Source organism: Prevotella lacticifex (assembly GCF_019973375.1).
GTDB classification, from domain to species: Bacteria; Bacteroidota; Bacteroidia; order Bacteroidales; family Bacteroidaceae; genus Prevotella; species Prevotella lacticifex.
Map to the genome: position 1 here is coordinate 650,845 of NZ_BPTV01000001.1, position 21,653 is coordinate 672,497.

The 21,653-nt window shown below is 52.2% G+C and carries 13 protein-coding genes; 6 read left to right on the forward strand and 7 right to left on the reverse strand.

The window, feature by feature from the left end; genetic code table 11:
* Positions 1-37: 37 nt before the first annotated feature.
* From pulA to LDN30_RS02340, 5 genes are all read right to left on the reverse strand, one after another.
* Positions 38-1,948: a type I pullulanase gene (gene pulA / locus LDN30_RS02320; protein ID WP_223928623.1), complete on the reverse strand. Its 1,911-nt coding sequence runs from the start codon at positions 1,946-1,948 to the stop codon at positions 38-40.
* 16 nt (positions 1,949-1,964) lie between these two features.
* Positions 1,965-4,103 (reverse strand): glycoside hydrolase family 97 protein, encoded by a 2,139-nt coding sequence (locus tag LDN30_RS02325; RefSeq protein ID WP_223928624.1) that lies wholly within the window; start codon positions 4,101-4,103, stop codon positions 1,965-1,967.
* Positions 4,104-4,169: 66 nt separating this feature from the next.
* Positions 4,170-6,929 (reverse strand): 4-alpha-glucanotransferase, encoded by a 2,760-nt coding sequence (locus LDN30_RS02330; protein ID WP_223925018.1) that lies wholly within the window; start codon positions 6,927-6,929, stop codon positions 4,170-4,172.
* 112 nt (positions 6,930-7,041) lie between these two features.
* Positions 7,042-8,358, reverse strand: a complete 1,317-nt coding sequence (locus LDN30_RS02335; RefSeq protein ID WP_223925020.1) for an SLC45 family MFS transporter — start codon at positions 8,356-8,358, stop codon at positions 7,042-7,044.
* Between the two features lie 394 nt (positions 8,359-8,752).
* Complete coding sequence (locus tag LDN30_RS02340) at positions 8,753-9,778, reverse strand: LacI family DNA-binding transcriptional regulator (RefSeq protein WP_223925022.1); 1,026 nt, start codon at positions 9,776-9,778, stop codon at positions 8,753-8,755.
* A gap of 218 nt (positions 9,779-9,996) precedes the next feature.
* On the opposite strand from LDN30_RS02340, the gene LDN30_RS02345 reads away from it, so the two are divergent.
* The 5 genes from LDN30_RS02345 to LDN30_RS02365 all read left to right on the forward strand — a co-directional run bounded on the left by LDN30_RS02345 (position 9,997) and on the right by LDN30_RS02365 (position 18,503).
* On the forward strand, positions 9,997-13,014 hold the full coding sequence (locus LDN30_RS02345; protein WP_223926905.1) for a SusC/RagA family TonB-linked outer membrane protein: 3,018 nt from the start codon (positions 9,997-9,999) through the stop codon (positions 13,012-13,014).
* Between the two features lie 17 nt (positions 13,015-13,031).
* Positions 13,032-14,705, forward strand: coding sequence for a starch-binding outer membrane lipoprotein SusD (gene susD / locus LDN30_RS02350; RefSeq protein ID WP_223925024.1), 1,674 nt, complete (start codon positions 13,032-13,034; stop codon positions 14,703-14,705).
* 22 nt (positions 14,706-14,727) lie between these two features.
* The gene (locus LDN30_RS02355; RefSeq protein ID WP_223928625.1) at positions 14,728-15,921 is read left to right on the forward strand and encodes a SusF/SusE family carbohydrate-binding protein; all 1,194 of its coding nucleotides are present in this window, start codon (positions 14,728-14,730) and stop codon (positions 15,919-15,921) included.
* Positions 15,922-15,957: 36 nt separating this feature from the next.
* Positions 15,958-17,409, forward strand: coding sequence for an Outer membrane protein SusF domain-containing protein (locus LDN30_RS02360; protein WP_223928626.1), 1,452 nt, complete (start codon positions 15,958-15,960; stop codon positions 17,407-17,409).
* Between the two features lie 224 nt (positions 17,410-17,633).
* On the forward strand, positions 17,634-18,503 hold the full coding sequence (locus tag LDN30_RS02365) for a pullulanase X25 domain-containing protein (RefSeq protein ID WP_223928627.1): 870 nt from the start codon (positions 17,634-17,636) through the stop codon (positions 18,501-18,503).
* A 599-nt stretch (positions 18,504-19,102) separates the two neighbouring features.
* Here LDN30_RS02365 and LDN30_RS02370 read toward each other — a convergent pair.
* Entirely contained in the window at positions 19,103-20,125 is a 1,023-nt protein-coding gene (locus LDN30_RS02370; protein ID WP_223928628.1) for a hypothetical protein, read from the reverse strand.
* A 93-nt stretch (positions 20,126-20,218) separates the two neighbouring features.
* Here LDN30_RS02370 and LDN30_RS02375 point away from each other — a divergent pair, with 93 nt between their 5' ends.
* Positions 20,219-20,584 carry a hypothetical protein gene (locus LDN30_RS02375; protein ID WP_223925033.1) on the forward strand — a complete coding sequence of 122 codons (366 nt, stop codon included), beginning with the start codon at positions 20,219-20,221 and terminating at the stop codon, positions 20,582-20,584.
* A gap of 291 nt (positions 20,585-20,875) precedes the next feature.
* Here LDN30_RS02375 and LDN30_RS02380 read toward each other — a convergent pair whose 3' ends face one another.
* Positions 20,876-21,649, reverse strand: coding sequence for a glycosyltransferase family 2 protein (locus LDN30_RS02380; protein ID WP_223928629.1), 774 nt, complete (start codon positions 21,647-21,649; stop codon positions 20,876-20,878).
* Positions 21,650-21,653 lie beyond the last annotated feature (4 nt).

A 21,653-nucleotide genomic window follows, 5' to 3' on the forward strand; every position in this document is an offset into this window, starting at 1 on the left:
TTTCGGCTGGTTGCTTTTTTCCTGCCGTTGTGCGCGGTCAGTCGTGCAGAATCTTTACCGACTGGCCGTACATGCGTAGGGTGTGGCCCACGAACTCGTCGGAGCGGTAGGTGTCGATGGCATCGAGGTCACCGCAGATGTACCATTTCCCGTCGGGGATATCGACGAGCTGGTCGTCATCGCCGGCGTTTATGCACACGATGATGTTGTTCCACTCATCGCCACCGGCATGGTTTTTGAGCATGAACGTCACCATTCCGTTCTTCGTCGGGAGGAATTCCAGATGCTTGCGGATTTCCTCAGCCGAGCCCATACGGAAAGCCGGGTGCTCGCGGCGGAATCGGGTGAGGTCGCAATAGTAGGAGTAGAGCTTCGGGTAGCGTTTGAGGTTGTCCCAGTCGATACGGTTTATGGAGTCGGGCGAGTTATAGGAGTTGTGCACACCCTGTTTGGTGCGGAACATCTCCTCGCCGCAGAGCATGAACGGAACACCCTGCGAGAGGAATACTACCGTCTGGGCAATCTTGTCGAGACGGATGGCCTCGTCGGTGCTGATGCCTGGCAGCTCGGCGCGCAGACGGTCGGCGAGGCACATGTCGTCGTGGCAGCTGACGTAGCTGATCATCTGCGTGGGCTCCAAGGCCCATGGCTCCTTGGAGTAGTTCACCTTAGAGTAGTCGACCTGCGGGTGGGCCACCATTCCGGCAATGCCGGCCTTGATGCTCTCCTCGTATCCTGGCAGTCCTGCTAAGAACGCACCCTTATGGTCGTCGGAGAACGGCCCGCGGAGGGCATCGCGCATATCGTCGCAGAAAGCGGCAATGCCCGGCATCTGCTTCATATTGGCCTTGACAGCTAAGCTGTCGGTGGGCAGAGCGCACTGACCGGCACTCCAGCCCTCGCCATAGACGAAGATGTTCGGATTGATGGCCGCGAGCTCCTTGCGGATGAGGTTCATCGTCTCGATGTCGTGGCAGCCCATGAGGTCGAAACGGAAACCGTCGATATGGTACTCCTTGGCCCAGTAGGCTACGCTCTCGAGCATAAACTCGCGCATGAGGGGCTTCTCCGATGCTGTCTCGTTGCCGCAGCCGGAGCCGTTGCTGGGCTTGCCGTCGGCGGTGTAGCGGTAGTAGGCACCGGGGAACGTAAGGTTGAAGTTGCTGTGGTCGAGGTCGAAGGTGTGGTTGTAGACCACGTCGAGGATGACGCGGATGCCGTTCTCGTGGAGCTTCTCTACCATCGTCTTGAACTCGAAGATGCGCCTTGTGGGATTGGAGGCGTCGTAGCTGTAGCTGCCCTCGGGTACATTGTAGTTCAGCGGGTCGTAGCCCCAGTTGTACTGCGGCTGCTCCGGATGGTTCTCGTCGACCGACGCAAAATCGAACGACGGCAGCACGTGTACGGCGTTGATACCCAACTCCTTCAGATGATCGATAGCTTTCTTCTCCGTAAGGCACAGAAACTTACCTTTGTTGACAAGTCCTGAACTCGGGTCGACGGAGAAGTCGCGGTAGTGGAGCTCGTAGATGACGAGGTCGGTCATCTTTTTAGTAGTCAGCTGGGTATCGTTGTCCCATCCTGCGGGGTTGGTATCCTTGAGGTCGACGATGGCTCCGCGCTTTCCGCAGCGCCCCACGGCCTTGGCGAAGACTCCCGGTGTCTCGCCCTTACCGATGTTGAACGTGTAGAATTTGCCTTTGAGGTCGCCCTTAACGGTGCATGTCCATACGTTCTTTCCTGCCGGCTGCATCTTTATGTGCTTCAGGCGCGTGTCGCCCTGTCCCGATTTGTAAAGGGTGAGCTTAGGTTGCTTGGGCGCGTTGAGCTTGAAAACGGTCTGCCGTGGACTGTACTCAACCTCGTTGAATGTAGTCTGCGAACGTGCCGGAAGGGCGTTCAGGAGGAGTATGGATGCTATTGCTGGCAATAGTGGGAATATTTTCATGTCTTACGGATTGATGTTATTTAGCTATTAAACTGACGGCAAAGCCGCCGCCGGGTGCCTCTGTCATCTTCAGGACGTCGCCGCGGCGCACCTTCTTGTGGGTGATGGTGTAGGCTGACGGATTGTTCTTGTAGTCGGCATTCTTGGCATCGGCGTAGATGGTGCAGTCGTAAGTGCGGCCGGCATCGAGGAAGTCGAGTTTCACGTTGACCTTGTGTCCGTGCTCATCGCACTTTCCGCCGACGAACCAGTTGTCGGAACCTTTGGCCTTGCGGGCTACGGTGATGTAGCGGGCGGGTTCGGCGTCGATATACTTTGAGTCCTGCCAGTCGACGGCGACGTCCTTGATGAACTGGAATGCATCGTTGTACTTGGCGTAGTTCTCAGGCAGGTCGGCAGCCATCTGCACCGGTCCCCACATGACGAGGTAGAGGGCGAGCTGTCCGACGAGCGTGGTGTGGACGTAGGATGTGTTGTCGCTCCACTTCTTCAGCTGGGTCTCGAGCACTCCCGGGGTGTAGTCCATAGGACCGCCCTGAAGACGTGTGAACGGCAGGATGACCGTATGGTTGGGGTAGCTGCCGCCGAAAGCCTCATACTCACCGCCACGTGCGCTCTCGTTAGCCACGTAGTTAGGCCATGTGCGGCCGATGCCGGTGGGACGGGTGGCCTCGTGGGCATCGACCATGACGTGGTGCTTGGCAGCCTGCTCGACGACGTACTGATAGTGGTTGTTCATAGCCTGCGAGTAGTGGTGGTCGCCACGGGGGATGATGTCGCCGACATAACCGGTCTTCACGGCGTCGTAGCCATACTTGTTCATGAGATTGAGGGCATCCTCGAGGTGGCGCTCGTAGTTGCGGGTCGACGATGATGTCTCGTTGTGCATCAGCAGTTTAACGCCCTTGGAATGAGCATAGTCGTTGAGGGCCTTGATGTCGAAGTCGGGGTAGGGGGTGACGAAGTCGAAAACGTCCTCCTTCCAGTGGTTGGCCCAGTCCTCCCAACCGACGTTCCAACCCTCGACGAGCACCTCGTCGAGGCCGTTCTTGGCCGCGAAGTCGATGTATTTTCTCACCTCCGCGTTGTTGGCTCCATGGCGGCCGTTAGGCTTCACCTTGTTCCAGTCGATCTGTCCGAGTTTGATGGAGGGGAATTCGTCGGTGTAGTTCCATGAGTTTTTTCCGACAATCATCTCCCACCAGACACCGCAGAACTTCGTCGGGTGAATCCAGCTCGTATCCTTTATCTTACAGGGCTCGTTGAGGTTGTATATCAAGCTGTTAGCTTCGCCGAGCATGTCGCGGGCATCATCGCTGACAGCCACTGTGCGCCAAGGTGTCTGGCACGGTGTCTGCATGTAGCCTTTCATCCCCGTGGCATCGGGGGTCAGCCACGACTCGAATGTCATGGTCTTGTCGTCGAGGTTCAGGTGCATCGTGGCGTAGTCGAGGCAGGCGGCCTCATGGATGTTGATGTAGAGTCCGTCGGCAGTCTTCATCTGCAACGATGTCTGTACTCCGGTCGGTGAGAATACGGCAACGGAGGAATTGCTCCAGTTTACGGCGTCGTGGAAGCGAGACCTTATCTCCGACAGTTTCGATTCCTGGGTTTCCTGCTCCTGAGTGTCGTAGTCGCCGGGAAGCCACCATGCGGTGTGATCGCCGGTCATGGCGAACTGTGTATGCTCGTCTTTTATTACAAAATAGACGAGGCTGTCCTGCTGTGGGAACTCATAGCGCAGGCCTATTCCGATGTTGTAGACGCGGAAACGAATTGTCATCCGGCGACTTGTCGATGGCTGGGTGAGGTTGACGGCGAGCTCGTTGTAGTTGTTGCGAATCTTGCCGTACTGCCCCCAGACGGGTGTCCATGTCTCGTCGAAAGTCGATGTCTTGGTGCTCGTAACCGTGAATCCGTCCATGAGTGATGTCTCGTGGAGCCCTTTGCTGGCGTGTTTGTCCTTGGCCAACTCCAGTCCGAGATGGCTCGGTTTTACCACCTCGCGGTTCTTGTATTTCATTTCGTACGTCGGTACACCATTGCCGGTCAGCGAGAATGTCAGCGAAACGTTGCCGTTAGGCGATGTCACCGTTTGTGCGGCTGCTGTCAGCGGCAGCAGCAGTGCGGCTATGAATAGTTTGATATTGTTCATAATTTTCTATATGGTTGTTAGACACTAATGTGCCCGCTGCCACAAAAGCGGCAGCGGGCTGTGGAATTATTTACGTCCCGATTCGGTGACAAGTTCTGAAATGTTGGCAACGAAGTCGGTGTTGGCGATAAGATCCTCGATGTTTATATGCATGCGGTAACGCCAGTAGTGCTTTGGATTGGCGGGGATGTTTATTCGCTCGGCGTTCTCGTCGGGCAACCGCAGTTTCTCGTCGATGCTCAGCCAGTCCTGAATGCTTATGACACACACCATTGACGGCGACGTGAGATGACGGCTGACAATGTCGCGGGCGAGCCATCCCGGCAGTGGATGCGGTGCCGGACCCCTGCGGTAGAGCATGCTGTTGTAGTAGTCCTGGGTGCGGTTCCAGTCCTCGTCCCACCACTGGCGCAGTGTCGGGGTGTCGTGGGTGGATATCGTACATACCGAACGGTAGGGGTTGCGCGACAAGTGGCCGAAGCGGACTTGCGGGTCCTTTGGCATGCTTTGGATTTCGAGACTGAGGATTTTCAGCTCGTTCATCACCCAGGATACGCAGTCGGGCACCATGCCGAGGTCCTCGGCACAGACCAGCATCCGTGTGGCGTTGACCAATTTTGGCAGCTTCTTCATTGCCTCGCGATACCAGAACTGGTTGTTGCGGCGATAGTAGTAGTCGTTATACAGGCGGTTGAAGATGGCTTTGTCGCTGTCGTAGAGACTCTCGAAGATGAAGTCGAACTGCACGCTGATGCGTGGATGGAACTTGTTGGCATCCTTGTGGTCGCGGACGAAGAGCACATCGCTGATGAGTGCGTAGAGACCGTCACGCAGGTTGTCGTTTTCGGTAATCTTGGCCTTGATGTTCTGAGCCTCAGTTTCGTCGGCGGTGTCGAGCTTCTTCCTCAGTTCCGCATTGGCCTTGGCAAAGTAAGCCTCCACCTTGCGCTGGGTGTCGAAATCGGCGCGCATGCGGTAGTGCTGCTCGTCCTTGTGCTCGATGAAGTTGTTGCGTACGTATTGTGCACGGTCGCCGAACATCCGGTCGAGCACCCAGTCGGTGATGAACGGTGTAGTGAATAGCTCCTCCTGCCAATGCAGGCCGTAGCCCTCAACTTCCTCGCGCGTCATGCCGAGCGATGGCTGGAATTGTCCGAGCAGACCGTGGACGGAATTGATTGGAATCTCCCAGATACGGAAGAATCCGAGGACATGGTCGATGCGGTAAGCGTCGAAGAATTTGGCCATATTCTTGAACCGGCGTACCCACCACAGGCATCCGTCCTTGATCATCTCGTCCCAGTTGTAGGTCGGGAATCCCCAGTTCTGGCCGTTCGTGCTGAAAGCATCTGGCGGTGCTCCGGCTTGTCCGTTGAGGTTGAAGTAACGGGGCTCCGACCATACATCGCAACCGTAGCGGTTCACGCCGATAGGAATGTCGCCCTTGAGGATAACTCCGTGAGCCCGTGCATACTTGTGGACGTCCTCCATCTGGGTGTTGAGGACGTACTGAACGAAGTAGTAGAAACTTACGGTCTTATATGCTTTCGTCCTTGCTGAAGTCAGCTCGGCGCGGTCGGACTCGCTCCATTGGTTGTGGTCGGGCCATTTTGAGAAGTCGGCAGTGCCGTTGACGTCGCGCAGGTAGCAATATTCGGCATAGGGGACGAGCCACTGCTCTGTTTCCTTGAAGAACTTCTTGAATTTCTCCGAGGCGAGGACCTTCTTGCCTTCCTGCTCAAAGATGATGTGGAGATATTCGGTCTTGGCGTTGTTTACGCGTTCGTAGTCGATCTGCGGCAGTGCATTGAGTTCCTGACGGAGCTCCTCAAACTTCTTCCTTTTTGCTGCGTCGGCAATCGGCGGAAGCTGAGTGAGGTCGACATACTGTGGATGTAACGCGAAGATGGAAATACAGCTGTAGGGATAACTGTCTGTCCACGTGTGAGTTGTCGTTGTATCGTTGATGGGAAGAATCTGAAGTACGCGCTGATGAGTCTTGGCTATGAAGTCAATCATCTTCTTCACATCACCGAAATCGCCCACGCCAAAACTTGTCTTGCTCCTCAATGAGAATACCGGGACGAGGGTTCCGGCGAGTTTCATAGGATAGATGTCGAAACCGGCCTCGGGGAGGCTGTAGACAACGACGTCGCCATTATGGATATCTATGAGGTCGACGACGCGGTTGTTGGTGGCCTCCCAGATGGGCGCATAGTCATTGTGTTCGTCGCGGATGAAGAACTTGAACTCTAACTGCTTGGTATTGAGGGTGTCAGCATCCAAGTCGACAATCCATTCGTTGTCGTTGTGCTGAACGAGCTCTATGCAATGATCGGGATCCCAGTTGCCTAATGCGTCGCCCTTGCCGACAACAGCGAGGCTCTGGCCTTTCTTCAGCTGTGGGGCACGGACCTTCAGACGTATTGTGCGGTTGAAGGTTTCTTCCTTTACAGGTACGACGTTCGATGGCGATACGCAGTCCTTGAATGCCGATGTGTAGAGGTAGGAATCGTCGGGAATGTCTATCCAGTTGTCGAAACATATATAGTTCTCGGCGTTCCTCTCGCTGATTTCCAGTCTGTGGGAGATCATTCTCCATTCTGTACGCTCGCAGACATCTCCGCGGTTTACGGAATAGAAGTAGTCGAAGCGGCCACCGGGGGTGACACCTTTGCGCATGGTGTACTGCCATGTCTTTCCGTCGTATGACGACATGTGATATTGGGAGATGCGTTCTTCTCCATCGTCGACCCCGTCGATGACGTTCAGGATCAGCTCCTGTCCGAAGACGGTGTTGTAGTTGATATTGAAATGAAGACTCATATGCGGTTTAATGATTTTGATTTCAACTCCAAAGTTAGTTAATTTTATCTATAGTGAAATGGCAACCGTTCACACTTCTTGCATCGGAATTGTGCAAACGGTTGCCTTATTGCTATTTCGTCTTGATGACGCTGACGCTGAATATGCCTAAAACAAGGCTTCCGGCTGCTACGAACATCATGCTGCTCTGTATGCCGCCAACCAGTCCGAGGATGAGTCCGCCGCAGAGTCCTGCAACGATTTGTGGGAAGCAGATTGCACAGTTGAACAGTCCGAGATAGGTGCCCATGTGTGGTCGGCCCTCAAGAGCGTTCGTGACAATGGTGAACGGCAGTGCCAGCATTGCTGCCCATGTGCAGCCGATGAGAGCGTAAGGCACGAACAGCAAGGCCTGAGAGTGGACGAAAGGAATGATGGCGAAGCCTACTGCGCCGATGGCGATGCTAATGCCATAGGCTACTTTCAGCCCGGCCTTATTCTCAATGAACGGCAGGACGGCGGCCCAGGCTACGCTGGCTACGGCCTGTCCGGCGAGAACGATACCCAACCAGTTGCCGGCTGTCTGGTAGTCGGCCGACTTCGGATCGAGGGTTCCCCATACTGTGTCGGCAATTGTGCCGTTGGAATATATCCACATGAACTGGAAAGCAGCCCAACAGAAGAACTGTACGACGAATACACGCCAGTAGTTGCCCGGTGCATCCTTCAGAAGCTCTACTATTCCGACGCTCTTTTCTTCCTCTTTCTCGTTGCCGCCGTGGTACATAGCGTACTCGTGTGGAGGCATCTCCTTTACGTTTACGCAAGTGTATATGACACAGACTATTAGAATTGCGGCACCAACATAGAATGCCATTTTCAGCGACATCGGTACGTCGTGGGTGGCATCATCGCTGAATCCGATGTAGGACATCAGGAAAGGAAGTGCAAAACCGACCACCTGACCGAGGTTGCAGAGGAAGCTCTGGATGGCATAGGCTGTGCCTTTCTGCTTCTCGTTGACAATATCGCCAACCATCATCTTGAACGGTTGCATGGCCATATTGAGTGATGTGTCGAGGAACATCAGGATGACGGCACCAATGATGAGGGCCATACTTCCGGTGCCGAGACTTCCGGCGTTAGGCAGCAGACACATAACGAGGATGGCGATGATGGCACCGGCTATCAAATAAGGTATGCGGCGCCCCAGACGGCACCATGTCTTGTCGCTCAGCACACCGACAATGGGCTGGACAATCATTCCCATCAGTGGTGGCAAGATCCAGAAGAACGACAGACTCTTAGGATCGGCGCCTATCGTTGAGAAAATTCGTGAAATGTTTCCGCTCTGAAGAGCGTAGGCAATCTGTACGCCGAAGAATCCAAAGCTCAGGTTGAACAGGCTCCAGAAACTTAGGTCGGGTTTCTTTTTTAGTTCATTGTTCATAATTTTTATTCAAATTAGCAGACTGTCATAGCATAATGCCTATAGACGAGTTCTTGTATTTATATTTTTGTTTTGTTGGTTCTAATGTTGCTTTTCGACCTTTTGTATTGTTTTTTTTTGCACGATTTGCACTTTTTGCGCAATATTGTGCTTGACGATGCTTTTCAGTCTTATCTTTGGTCGTGACTGACCGTTCCAATATCCACATATATATTAATGTAGCTGACGCGAAAATACATTTACGAGTGCTATATATATAATGTGTAGTTCCATTGCCTGATGGTCTTCCGCCTTTTAAGTCATCTGCTCATTATGAAGATCTGTATCGCGGCGATTGGCTTGCCGCCTTTGACCTGCTGCCGCTCAGCGTGTGGCGTTTTAGACCTGTTGCTGCTCATCGCGTTGTGCCACGTATTATCAGTCGTGTTCTGACGACCCGTTTCTCCACCTTGTCCATCGGCAGACTTCCTTCCACCTGTCCGATGAGGATGTTTGCAGCCTCCTCGCCAACCATCACTCCCCGTTGCTCCACCGTAGTGAGCATTGGATTGCAGGCCTTGGCGCGGTTGCCGTTGGTGAATCCGCAGATGGAGATATCGTCGGGAACGTCGAACCCCATTTTCTTTGCCGAGTATAGAATGCCGATGGCTGTATCATCGTTGATGGCGAAGAAAGCATCGGGGTGGTCGGGCTGAGCCAGAATTTCCGGTGTGACCACTTCGGCATCAGCTCTGTTGTCACATTTCCTCAGCCAGTCGGGATTCGGTTTCAGCCCGTGCTTCCTCAGCGCGTCCTCGTAGCCGTTGAATCTGTTCTTGTCAATCTCCATCGACTGCACCATACCGTAGTAGGCAATCTTACGGCAGCCGGTGTCGATAAGATGAGTAACGGCTGTGTAAGCGCCCATATAATCGTCGACGACGACGCGGCTGGCGTTCACACCCGTGCAAATCCTATCGTAGAAAACAAGAGGTATGCCCATGTCAATGAGTTTCTGAAAGTGGTCATACTTTGTAGTGTTCTTTGCCATCGACACTATTATTCCACAGCATTTGTTGGCGTAGAACGATTTGCATATCTCCACTTCACGCTCATATTTGTCATCACTCTGGGCCACCATTATGCGGTAACCACGTCGGCTGGCCTCCTCCTCCACACCTTTGAGGATACTTGCGAAGTAGTAATGTATGAACTGCGGGACTATCACGCCGATGACCTTGTTTGGTTGCACACGGCTCTTGCGCAGAGTCTCCGCAATTACGTTAGGCAGGAAGTTATGATCGCGCGCGTACTCTTGTATCTCTTTCCTTTTGGCTTCGGAGATGCGCGGGCTGTCTTTCAGCGCACGACTCACCGTTGCCACCGAGACACCGAGGTCGCGTGCAATATCCTTCATCGTTATGGGCGAGTTCTGTTTCATTTTCATTTAGGTTTGCATTGCAAAATTAAATAAGAATCTCTTAAATTGTTCTGCTATGTGGTCTTTTTATTTAATAACGCTGTGCAATCGATTACATTGTTCTATATCAAGATTTATTGAAAAAAAACGCTAACGAGCCCAAAACAATCATAACTTTGCAGCGTAAACGACTTCGAAACATTTTATAACTTAGTAACTAACTTAAATATTAAAGAATGATGAAGCAGGCAAAACTTAAATTCCCTGTCAGGTTGTTCGCTCTGTTGTGCGGACTTCTTCTGTCTGTCGGAGCCTTTGCACAGAACATTTCTGTCACTGGTCACGTCAAGGATGCTAACGGCGAGCCTATCATTGGTGCTACAGTACGTATCGACGGTACTACTGGCGGTGCCATCACGGACCTCGACGGTAACTTCACCCTTGAAGCAGCCAAAGGCTCAACTCTGAGTGTGTCTTATGTAGGATACCTCACCTCAAAAGTGGCTGTGTCGCCAAATGTAGTGGTGACACTGCAGGAGGACACCAAAGCCCTCAATGAAGTTGTCGTCATCGGTTACGGTACGGCAAAGAAAGAGGACCTCACCGGTTCTGTGGCAGCCATCAACCCTGATGAAATGTCGAAGGGTATCACCAACAACGCCAGCGATATGCTCGTCGGTAAGGTTGCCGGTGTGGATGTCCAGACCGCAGGCGGTACTCCAGGTGCTGGTGCACAGATTCGTATCCGTGGTGGTGCTTCGCTGAACGCCTCCAATGACCCTCTGTACGTTATCGACGGTCTTGTAATCGATAACAACACTGCTACCGGTATGTCGAACATACTGGCTATGATCAATCCTAATGATATTGAGACATTTACAGTCCTGAAGGACGCTTCTGCCGCAGCCATCTACGGTTCGCGTGCATCTAATGGTGTCATTATCATCACTACTAAGAAAGGACGTGCCGGCTCAAAGCCTAAGTTCTCTTACAACGGCGATGTCACTCTGTCGACAATCGCAAAGAAATATGATGTCCTCAGCGGTGATCAGTACCGCAAACTCGTAGGTCAGATCCTTCCCGACCAGGTCGACAATCTCGGCACAGCCAACAACAAGTGGCAGGACCACATCTTCAAGGATGTCATCTCTCACCATCACAGCCTGAGTATGTCGGGTGGTCTTAAGAATATGCCTTACCGCGTCAGCGTCGGCTACGACTATGACAAGGGTATCGTTAAGACCAGCTATATGAGCCGTTTCAATTCCAGCGTGAACCTCGCACCTTCATTCCTCAAGGATCACCTGAAATTCAATATCACTGCCAAATACATGCTTGAGAAGGACCGTTATGCTGATGCAGGTGGTGCCATTGGTGCTGCTTTGGCTATGGATCCTACCCGCAACGTATACTCAAACGACCCTGCATACCGCTTCTTCGACGGTTACTATCAGACCATCAACACAGCGTCGTTCACTGATCCTACTTGGACTTACACCTCTAACTCTAATGCTCCTCAGAACCCTGTTGCCCTGCTGAACCTCAAGCAGACATTCGCCAATGCCAACGACCTCTCGGGTAATATCGAGGCCGACTATAAGGTTCATGGTTTCGAGGACCTGCACATCCATGCAAGTCTCGGTTCGCAGTATACCGACTCTCACCAGAGCGATGACATCAGCCCGTATTCTTTCTCTAACAACTACTACGGCTATCATGGCATCACACGCTATTATAAGTACAATATCGTAGGTAGCGCATATCTGCAGTATGTTCACACCTTCGGCATCCATGGCATTGACATCATGGCAGGTGCCGAGGACAGCCACTACCACCGTTCCGGTTACAACGAGGGCGGTGCCATCCAGCATGCCAGCGACGCGAGTGCTCCGTCACCAGCTCTCCGCTCAGAGCAGGAGTGGGCTACTCACAACAGCCTGGTTTCTTACTTCGGTCGTTTGAACTACAACCTTCTTGAGCGTTACCTTCTCACTGTTACTTTCCGTGCCGACGGTTCAAGCCGTTTCTCTGAAGGCAACAAGTGGGGTTACTTCCCTGCAGCCGCTTTCGCTTGGCGTATCAACAAGGAGCCGTTCCTGAAGAATGTAAATTGGATTAACGATTTCAAACTCCGTTTAGGCTGGGGTATGACCGGTCAGCAGAACGGTATCGACGACTTCTACTATGCTCCGCTGTACGTACGCAGTGACTCTCACGCAATGTATCCTTTCGGCGACACATATTATTATACAACCCGTCCGAACCGCTACAACGGCGATCTGACTTGGGAGAAGACAACTACCTACAACGCTGGTGTTGACTTCGCAGTCCTCAACAACCGTGTATCGACAAGCATCGACTACTACTATCGTAAGACTCACGACCTTCTTGCTACCGTCGACATCCCAGCAGGTATCAACTTCGGTGACCAGCTGATGAAGAATATCGGCAGCATGGCCAACTATGGTCTTGAGCTCTCTCTCGACGCACGTCCTATCGTTACTAAGGACTTCACATGGCAGGTTACATATAATGTAGGTTGGAACCACAACCGTATCACTGCCCTCGACGCTACAGCTACCGACTGGGTATGGGTAGGCAACAAAATCAGCCGTGGTAACAACACCCGTATCCAGAAGAATAAGGTGGGCGAGGCTGCCAACAGCTTCTTCGTTTACCAGCAGGCTTACGACAAGAACGGCAAACCTATCGAGGGTGTTGTCGTCGACCGTAACGCCGATGGTAAGATTGATGATGCCGACCGCTACTATTACAAGGATCCGGCTCCTGACGTGACAATGGGTCTGACAACCAAGTTCATCTACAAGAACTGGGACCTCAGCGCATCGTTCCACGCATCACTCGGCAACTATGTCTACTACGACTATCTGTCGCGCAATGCCATCATCTCGGCTTCAGGACTCTTCTCCAACAGTGCTTTCCACAACAACACTCCTGACAACGTAGCCCTCGGCTGGACCGGTACCACTGTCGTCAACAACTACCTCAGCGACTACTTCGTCCGTAACGCATCGTTCGTCAAGTGCTCTAACATCACTCTTGGTTATTCATTCCCGTCACTCGTTACCACACGCACCGGTATCAAGACCCTCGACGGCCGTGTATTCTTCACATGGCAGAACCCGTTCATGATTACCAAGTATGACGGTATCGACCCGGAGGTTGCCAACGGTATCGACTCCAACCCGTACCCGCGTCCAATGAGTTTCCAACTTGGTGTAAATCTTAACTTCTAATAGAAAGGAAATCAACAATGAAAAATATATTTATCAAGACAGCAGTCGTTGGCCTTCTCGCCCTTGGCATGTCGTCGTGCTCCGATGACCTGAACATCTCGTCGATCGACCCGCACAGTTCACCGTCGTACGACCTGAACGAGCTGCTTGCAAAACAATATGCTACCCTTGGCCTTACCGGTCAGCAGGGTGGTGCAGGAAAACCTGACTTGAGTATGGATGAGGGTGAGAGCGCCTTCTACCGTACCGTGTTCAACCTTCAGGATATGCCTTCTGACGAGTGTCTGTGGGCTTGGCAGGGAGATACCGACGTGCCTGCTATCACCAACCTTTCGTGGACATCGAGCTCCACACGTGCCAACTGGTGCTATAGCCGTCTGGCTTACGACGTGACCCTGTACAACCAGTTCATCACCAAGGAGGCTGAGAACGCTGGTCCACAGGTTACGGCCGAGGTGCGTTTCCTGCGCGCTCTCCACTACTATTACTTCCTCGACCTCTTCCACAAGGCTCCGTTCAAGGATAAGTTCGATACTTCTCTGCCGGTAGAGAAGAGTGGCAAGGATCTTTACGACTGGATTGACCAGGAGTTGACCGAGATTGAGCCGCAGCTCGCTGAGATCGGTTCCTACGACGACTCTAAGAACTTCGGCCGTGCCGACCAGGGCGCTGCCTATGCCCTTCACGCTCAGTTGGCTCTCAACTCTGCCGTCTACACCGATGGTAAGGTTAAGGACTATCAGAAAGCAAAGGACTACTGCGATAAGATTATCAACAGCGGCAAGTACGCTCTCTCCACCCAGGCAAAGAACGGCTGGACCGGTTACGAGCAGCTCTTCATGGGCGACAATGACCAGAACCAGCAGGCTATGAAGGAGATTATCTTCCCGATCCGCCAGGACGGTAACAGCACTGAGGAGTATGGTGGCTCTACCTTCCTCGTCAGCTCTACTTGCGGTGCCGGTATGCCATACCGCAACATCAATAACTACTGGACCTGCTACTTTGCCCGCGAGGATCTCGTCAAGAAGTTCTTCCCGACAGCTGCCAACATTCCTCACGCTACTGAAAAGCAGGTGAAGGACTACACTGGCACAACCGAGTCGCAAGTTATCGCTTACGACGATTCTCTTGGTGTTTCGACCAAGGATGTCCAGAAGAAGGCCGGCGACGACCGCGCTCTCTTCTACATGGGTGTCGGCGGTGGCTACCGTACCCTCAACCCAGGCAAGACTATCTCTGGCTTCCTCAATGGTGCATCGATCGTGAAGTGGACCAACTACCGTACTGACGGTGGTGCCCGCCATAACGATACCTACTCTGACACAGATATTCCATTGTTCCGTCTCGGTGTCATCTATCTGACACGTGCAGAGGCTGAGTGGCGTCTCGGCGACGATGACAATGCCATCAAGGATATCAACGTTCTGCGTGCCCGCGCTCATGCCAACACTATCGCTTCGGTCGACAAGCAGACACTTATCGACGAGTGGTGCCGTGAGACATTCTTCGAGGGACGCCGCCGTTCCGACCTCGTCCGCTTCGGTGAGTTCACCGGAAGCTCGTATCTCTGGGACTTTAAGGGTGGTGTAGCCGGCGGTACAGGTGTCGACTCTCACTACAATGTCTATCCTATCCCGGCTATCGACATTGCCGGTAACCCGAATATGACACAGAACCCTGGATATTAATCAACCTAAAAACGAATTAACAATGAAAAATATATTAAAGCTAATGTTGCTTCCGGCTCTGGTTCTGCCGTTCATGCTCACTTCCTGCAGTGAGGACGATGACGACAACCCCACACTGGACCTCAGCCACGTCAACGAGGAGTTTAAGCTCAACACCCCGGCTGACGCAACCAACAATACATACGACCTGGTGAGCGCCAACACACTGACACTCACCTGCACGCAGCCTAACTACGGTGGCGTTCCTTATCCGGTGCGCTACTATGTGCAGGCTTCTCTCGACAACAACTTCACCGACAGCACGCAGTTCGTCGAGCTGAGCACGTCGTACACCACCGCTAAGATGGGTGTCGATGCCAGCGAGCTGAACAATGCTGTCTGCCAACTCTACCAGAAGGGCGACAACACGGTGAAGGTGCCTACCGATATGCCCGTAAACATCCGTCTGCGTGCAATCATCGACAACACCGATAACCTGGGTCAGACTTACTCTAACGTTATCACCCTGCCGCACGTCCAGGCCACTTACGTTGCTCCTCTGGCTACTATCCCTGGTCAGCTTTACATCCAGGGCGCTGCCAACAACAATGGAGCCATCAAGTCGGTTCCGCCTATCTACGGTGTTAAGAGTCCGACGACCAACAGCTACTACACCATGGTTTACATGCCGGCAGGTGGTACGCTCAAGTTCGGTGCTACTACTGACAAACTCCGCGGATTCAGCAATATCTTCGCGGTTGACGATCAGGCAAGCGCAGGTGTCAGCGAGAGTGCTGACGGCGATATTGCATTCGCTAACGCAGGCTGGTACACACTTGTCTTCGACGATGAGATTGCTGCCGGTGAGGACGGCCGTTTGACAGAGAGTCACTACACTCTGCATGTCTACGAGGCTAAGGCTTACGTTATCGGTGCCGGCGCAGGTGGTGATTGGACCGATGCTAACGCTACTTGGGAGATGACTAAGCCAGACGCTAACGGCGACTGGGTATCTCCTGCATTTACCGGTGCCGGTGAGCTGCGTGCTTACATTAAGGTTCCTAAGCAGGATTGGTGGAGAACGGAGTTCACAATCTTCAACGGTAAGGCTTTCTGGCGTCTTGTCAACTTACCTGACAACTGGGAAAAGAACTTGGGAGCTGAGTACTCTGTTAAAGTTGCTCCTGGTCAGAAGCTCTATGTCAACTTCGATAATGGTGACGCCAGCGTGAAGTAAGGTTGTAAAAGTCAATAACTATAAATTAACGAAACAATGAAAAAGACAATATTATATAGCTTGGCTTTCCTGGCTACCATAGGTCTTGCAAGTTGTAACGAGGACTACTCTGATTGGGCTTCGCCACAGGCTTACTCGCAGGAAGAGGCAGCTGCCAAGTATGGTGTAACGTTTGCCAATGGTCCCGAGGCCAACACTGTCCTCCCCGACAGCGATGGCAACATACGCCTCGTGCAGGTGAATCAGGGCAACGACGGCATCTCGGGTATCACCCTGAAGAATCTCGTCATCAACGGCGAGTCGGTCAAAGGCTCCATCGACGGTTACTATATCACCGTTCCGGCTGCCACCCTTTCCAAGATGGCTTTCAAGGCTCACGGCAACCGCAAGGCTGAGCCTCTGCAGCTCAACGTGCAGTCGCAGGTGTCTATCAACCTCGCTACCGGCGATGCTGTAACTTTCGATACCGAGGGTACAACAACAGGCTCTATCACTCCTGATCCAGTTCCTGCTGTCGACCCGAAGGGATACTTCCTCCTCGGTCATTTTAAGGAGAACGGCAAAGGCTTCGACCTCTCTGCCCCGGTGTGGATGACTGCCAACGGCGACGGCACATACAGTGCTACCGTCTCGACATCGCAGTTCAACACCACTAACTACTTCGCTTTCTATCGCGCCTCTAACTATGATGAGGCCAATCCAACATGGGACGAAGTAAACAAAGGTAAGATTGGTGCTCCGACTAATGGCGACCAGGCTCTCGACGAGTTCGCTGTCTATGCAAACGACCCTGTCTATGGCGAGCCGCAGTCGGCAGGTATCTTCTCGCTCGGTACGTATGTAATAACTCTCGACCCGATCAACTTGACTTACAAGATTCGTCGCGCTCCTACGGAGTATTACATTTACAACTCTGCCAACCGCGGTAAGAAGCGCCTGATGCTCTATTCTAACGGTGACAATACCTACACTATGACCACGAAGTGGAACGGTACCCAGGATATGAAGATCTGGGATATCGCCAACTTCGGCAACAGCGGAATGTTCTTCGGTGCAACAACACCTGATGCAACGACCGCTACAGGATCTGTCACTCAGGGTACAGAGGCAGGCTTCATCTCTGCTCCTTCTGCCGGATGGTATAAGTTCACCCTCGATATGAACTCGTCGACCTACCAGTGGGAAGCTGTCAGCGAGCCTTCAAAGACTTACTCTTCAGTGACAGTCAGCGGCATCAATAAGGCTCTGACCCACTTAGCCAAGGCTCCTCACAACTGGTTTGTCAATGATGTCAACGTGGCCAGCGCAACAACAGTCCACTTCGTTGCAAACGATGGTACTGTATGGGGTGCATCGGCAGCAGGAAAGACAATCTCGAGTCAGAACTACTCCTTCGGCGTTGGTACCTACGACGTTACTCTACCGGCAGGCAAGTACTCGTTCTACCTAAACGATATCGACGGCACTTGGAACATCGTAGCTGAGTAAAATTAGCTGAGTATAAGCTCAGTAACGTAGTATAAGAGTCCCATGATGGAAGTAAAGGTCCATTGTGGGACTTTTTCGTTTCCGCCTGTAGATAGCTTTGTGTAAACGTTTGCACAGCCGTGCAATGATTTTTTTCATAATATTAGAATATCCTATTGCTATTTTGCTTATCTTTGTATCCGAAAAAAGGTAACTAATAACGTATTAACTTAAATAGAACAATTATGAAGAAATTATTTACTCTTGTAGCAGCCGCTTTCATGGCTGTTGGTGCTTATGCACAGTACACTCCGACACAGTCTTTGCACGTCATGGGTTTCCAGTTTGACGCAGCAGGTACAACCGACTGGAATCATGGTGCCGAGATGACAAACAACAATGGTACTTACACCTACACAAGCGAGGGCGTGACTCTCGAGGCTGGTACCAACTACGAGTTCAAGGTTCGTGAGGGTGACACCGACGGCGACTGGTCACTCGGTAACTGGGGTGACAACGAGAACCTCAATGCTGATGGTACTCCGTCTAATGTGAAGGCTTCAGTTCCTGAGACTGCTGTCTACACCGTGACCATCACTCTGACTCCTACTTCTGCTTCGACTCCTACGCCGACATTCCAGTACAAAAAGACTGGTAACGCTGGTGAGATTACTCACACTTACACTGTTGCTGGTTCTCCTGAGGCTTTCTTCGGCAGCAACTGGAAGCAGGACGATGCCAACAACGACATGACCCTCGTCGACGATCCTAACAGCGACTACGATGGCCTGTATACTCTCGAGAGAAACTTCACCGCTGAGGCTTCTACCGACTTCGAGTTCAAGGTTGTTCAGGATCACGCTTGGGGCGTAGCTTACCCAGCTTCTAACGCTACTGGTAACATTCCTAATGCCGGCACATACAAGGTCGTCATCTCTTACGACCCGACAAGCCACGCTGTAGAGTTCCATGCAACAGCTAACGCTGACGGTATCGACGCTGTGAAGACTGTAACAGTCAACACCGACAACCGCATCTTCAACCTCGCTGGCCAGCAGGTAACAAAGGCTTACAAGGGCGTTGTTGTTAAGAACGGCAAGAAGTATATCCAGTAATCATCATTCTTGCAATAAGAATAAGATTTAAGTGTTGGGAGGTCTCCTCGTGAGGCCTCCCTTTTTTTTATCCTCGCTCATCAGGGTTGCGTAATAAGTTTATCTTCTATTGCCGGCTTATTCCTGACTTTAGCGCAAAAAGCATTTACATTTTCACCTGCTTGGAAATGAAGTAGTTATAAAATTGTCTTTGAATTTAGGGTGACGCAAACTCGATTTTGATTACCTTTGCGTCATGTTTGTACGCAAAAAGAAGAATAGGTCTGGCACCATTAGTGTGGTTGTAGTGGACAAGAGCCGCGGCAAGTTCCGTGAAGTAAAGAAGTTTGGTGTGGGATCAACTGGGGTGGCACTGTTGACAATCTTGTTCAGGGTGGCGCTAATGTTAATGCTGCTGGTACTTACGACGTCGCCTTGTATGCTTGGGCTGACGGCTATGCATACTGCACGCTTACTGCAAAGTAAACTCTAACATCATTCTTTCAATAAGAATATAACTTTAGTCAAGGGAGGACTCTTAACGGGGTCCTCCTTTTCTATTGGCATATGCTAAAACAAAGTTTGTTGCACCTGCTATTGGCAAAGCTTTCTTGCACCTGCTATTGGCAAAGCTTTTCTGCAATGTCGTTAAGGTTAAGGCATTGTGAGCGGGTTATAGCCTTGTGCTCGTTGCTATGATATGTAGGACCAAGGAAGAGCATCTGCCCACTGGCACATGCGTCGAAGCCTGCCCCTGAAGGTTTTGTTAGTGGTGCAAAGCCGTTGTCCTTAATGATTATCTCCGGATAGCCCTTCTCAAAGGCTGCTCGCATAATGGCTTTCTCACCAGGAGAGATTGACGGTGAAACAAGCACTGCGCCTTGCTGGCACAGCTTTAGTGCGGCATCAGTCTTTTCCTTTATCTGCTCTTCCGTCAGCCTTCTCGAGCATTGCACTTGCACGAGGAACGGCTTTCGGAGCAAGAACAGGTTGCCAATTGCCGAGAACGTCATTCCTTTCCATGCCATCGCCCTCTGTACGCGGAAGAACTCCGGGTGCTGTCTCTTCACCAGAAGGCGCCGGGGATTATCGGCTAAGTATCGCTTCCAGTTGTCAAGCTGCCCGGCGCGCAAGAGTATCTTGTCGTTATAGCCCGGGGCAAAGAGAATGCCGTGATCATCGTCATGCCGTCCTCGTCGTTGCGTTTGTCGTCGCAATGCGACGGCGTACTCGACGGGGCAGAGGGTGCGGAAGGCCTTGCGGCAGCCAGTCTTGAAGCCGTTAAGGATAGTCCCCAAATGCTTGTCAATGTGCTCCTTCACAAACAGGATACCGTGGAAGTGATCGGGCATAAGCTGAAAAGCAACAACGGAAATATCGTCATTACGCTTCTCTATCTCATACCAGCAGGCGGTTATTGCCTGTCCCAGCGGCGAGGGCACAGTCCTTGGGACCTCCTCGTTGCCGAAGGGCTGGCGTGGATCGCCGACGACGGTGCCGAGGAGGGGCTGGCGTCCTTCGGTTGTCATCGTTATCATGTACATACGGCGCGACTGGTAGTCGTGGTCCTGCTTCCGCCGTGCCATTGACTGCTTCTTGGGTCCGGCGAGTTCTATGCGGCGTTGAAGTTGTTCTTGATTCATAGAATTAGGTACTTATAGTTGCAAAGATAGGTCAAAGTAACTGAAAAACAAAACAGTGAACGGAAAAAATATTATCTTTACTGCACCAACGACATGACCCTCGTTGACGATCCTAACAGCGACTACGATGGCCTCTATACTCTCGAGAGAAACTTCACCGCTGAGGCTTCTACCGACTTCGAGTTCAAGGTTGTCCAGGATCACGCTTGGGGCGTAGCTTACCCAGCTTCTAACGCTACTGGTAACATTCCTAATGCCGGCACATACAAGGTCGTCATCTCTTACGACCCGACAAGCCACGCTGTAGAGTTCCATGCAACAGCTAACGCTGACGGTATCGACGCTGTGAAGACTGTAACTGTCAACACAGACAACCGCATCTTCAACCTCGCTGGCCAGCAGGTAACAAAGGCTTACAAGGGCGTTGTTGTTAAGAACGGCAAGACGTATATCCAGTAATCATCATTCTTGCAATAAGAATAAGATTTAAGTGTTGGGAGGTCTCCTCGTGAGGCCTCCCTTTTCTATGTCTTGGCGCAGCAGTCTTGCGGTCTCCTTTATCCCAAGACACTATGACTCGGCTGATGTTTTTTGCCCGTCGCTGTGGCTCATCGAGTCGGCGAAGAACATCTTTGGCGCGGGCATCGTCTATTTTATTCCGTTTTCTTTACTCCATTCTGGCTTTGCGGAATATATTGTTTTTGGTGAGGATGATCGATGCTCTCTACGCATGCATACTTCCTCTTTGCTCTATTTTTTTATAAATCCACGTACTACGAACCACGCGTGCATGGCTACGGTCGTTATCAGACCATAATGGTGGCGCATAACGTCGAAACGCTCTTTCAGCGAGTCGCGGTGGTTCTGCGTCGTATCCCCACCATCGAGGAAATCTGCAACGACGGCATGTACACGGCGGTTGGGCAGACGGCGTCGTTTGCCCTCCTTCAGGACCTTTATGCACCAGTCGACATCGGCCGAATGACGGTAGCGGGTGTCGTAGGGTATATCTTTGGCAATGTCGCGTAGGGCATAGAAAGCCTGGTGACAAACCAACATGCCATGACGGAATGACCGCCACGTGAGGCGCTCCGGTGGTGCGAGACGGCGGTGGCGGATGAAGTTGTGATTGGCATCGACGATGTCGGTATCGCCATAGATGACCGCCGGCAGCTTCTCGCCGTCGCCGACGCTGGCACATACCTCGTCGAGGGTATTGCCGGATGCCAATGTGTCGCCGGCATTGAGAAAGAGTACATAGTCGCCGGTGGCACGCTCGAGGCCTTTGTTCATGGCGTAGTAGATGCCCTTGTCGGGTTCCGACAGTATCTTCACCTCGTGGCCGTTCTCTGTGCTGTCGTCGTGGCGTTTGTATTCCTCGACAATCTGTAGGGTGTCGTCGGTCGAGGCCCCGTCGATTATCCAGTGCTCGACGTCGTTGTGGGCTTGTCGGAAAACGGAATCGAGGGTCGGCCGCACCACTGCCGCCGCGTTGTATGTTATCGTTATTATTGTTATCTTCATATTG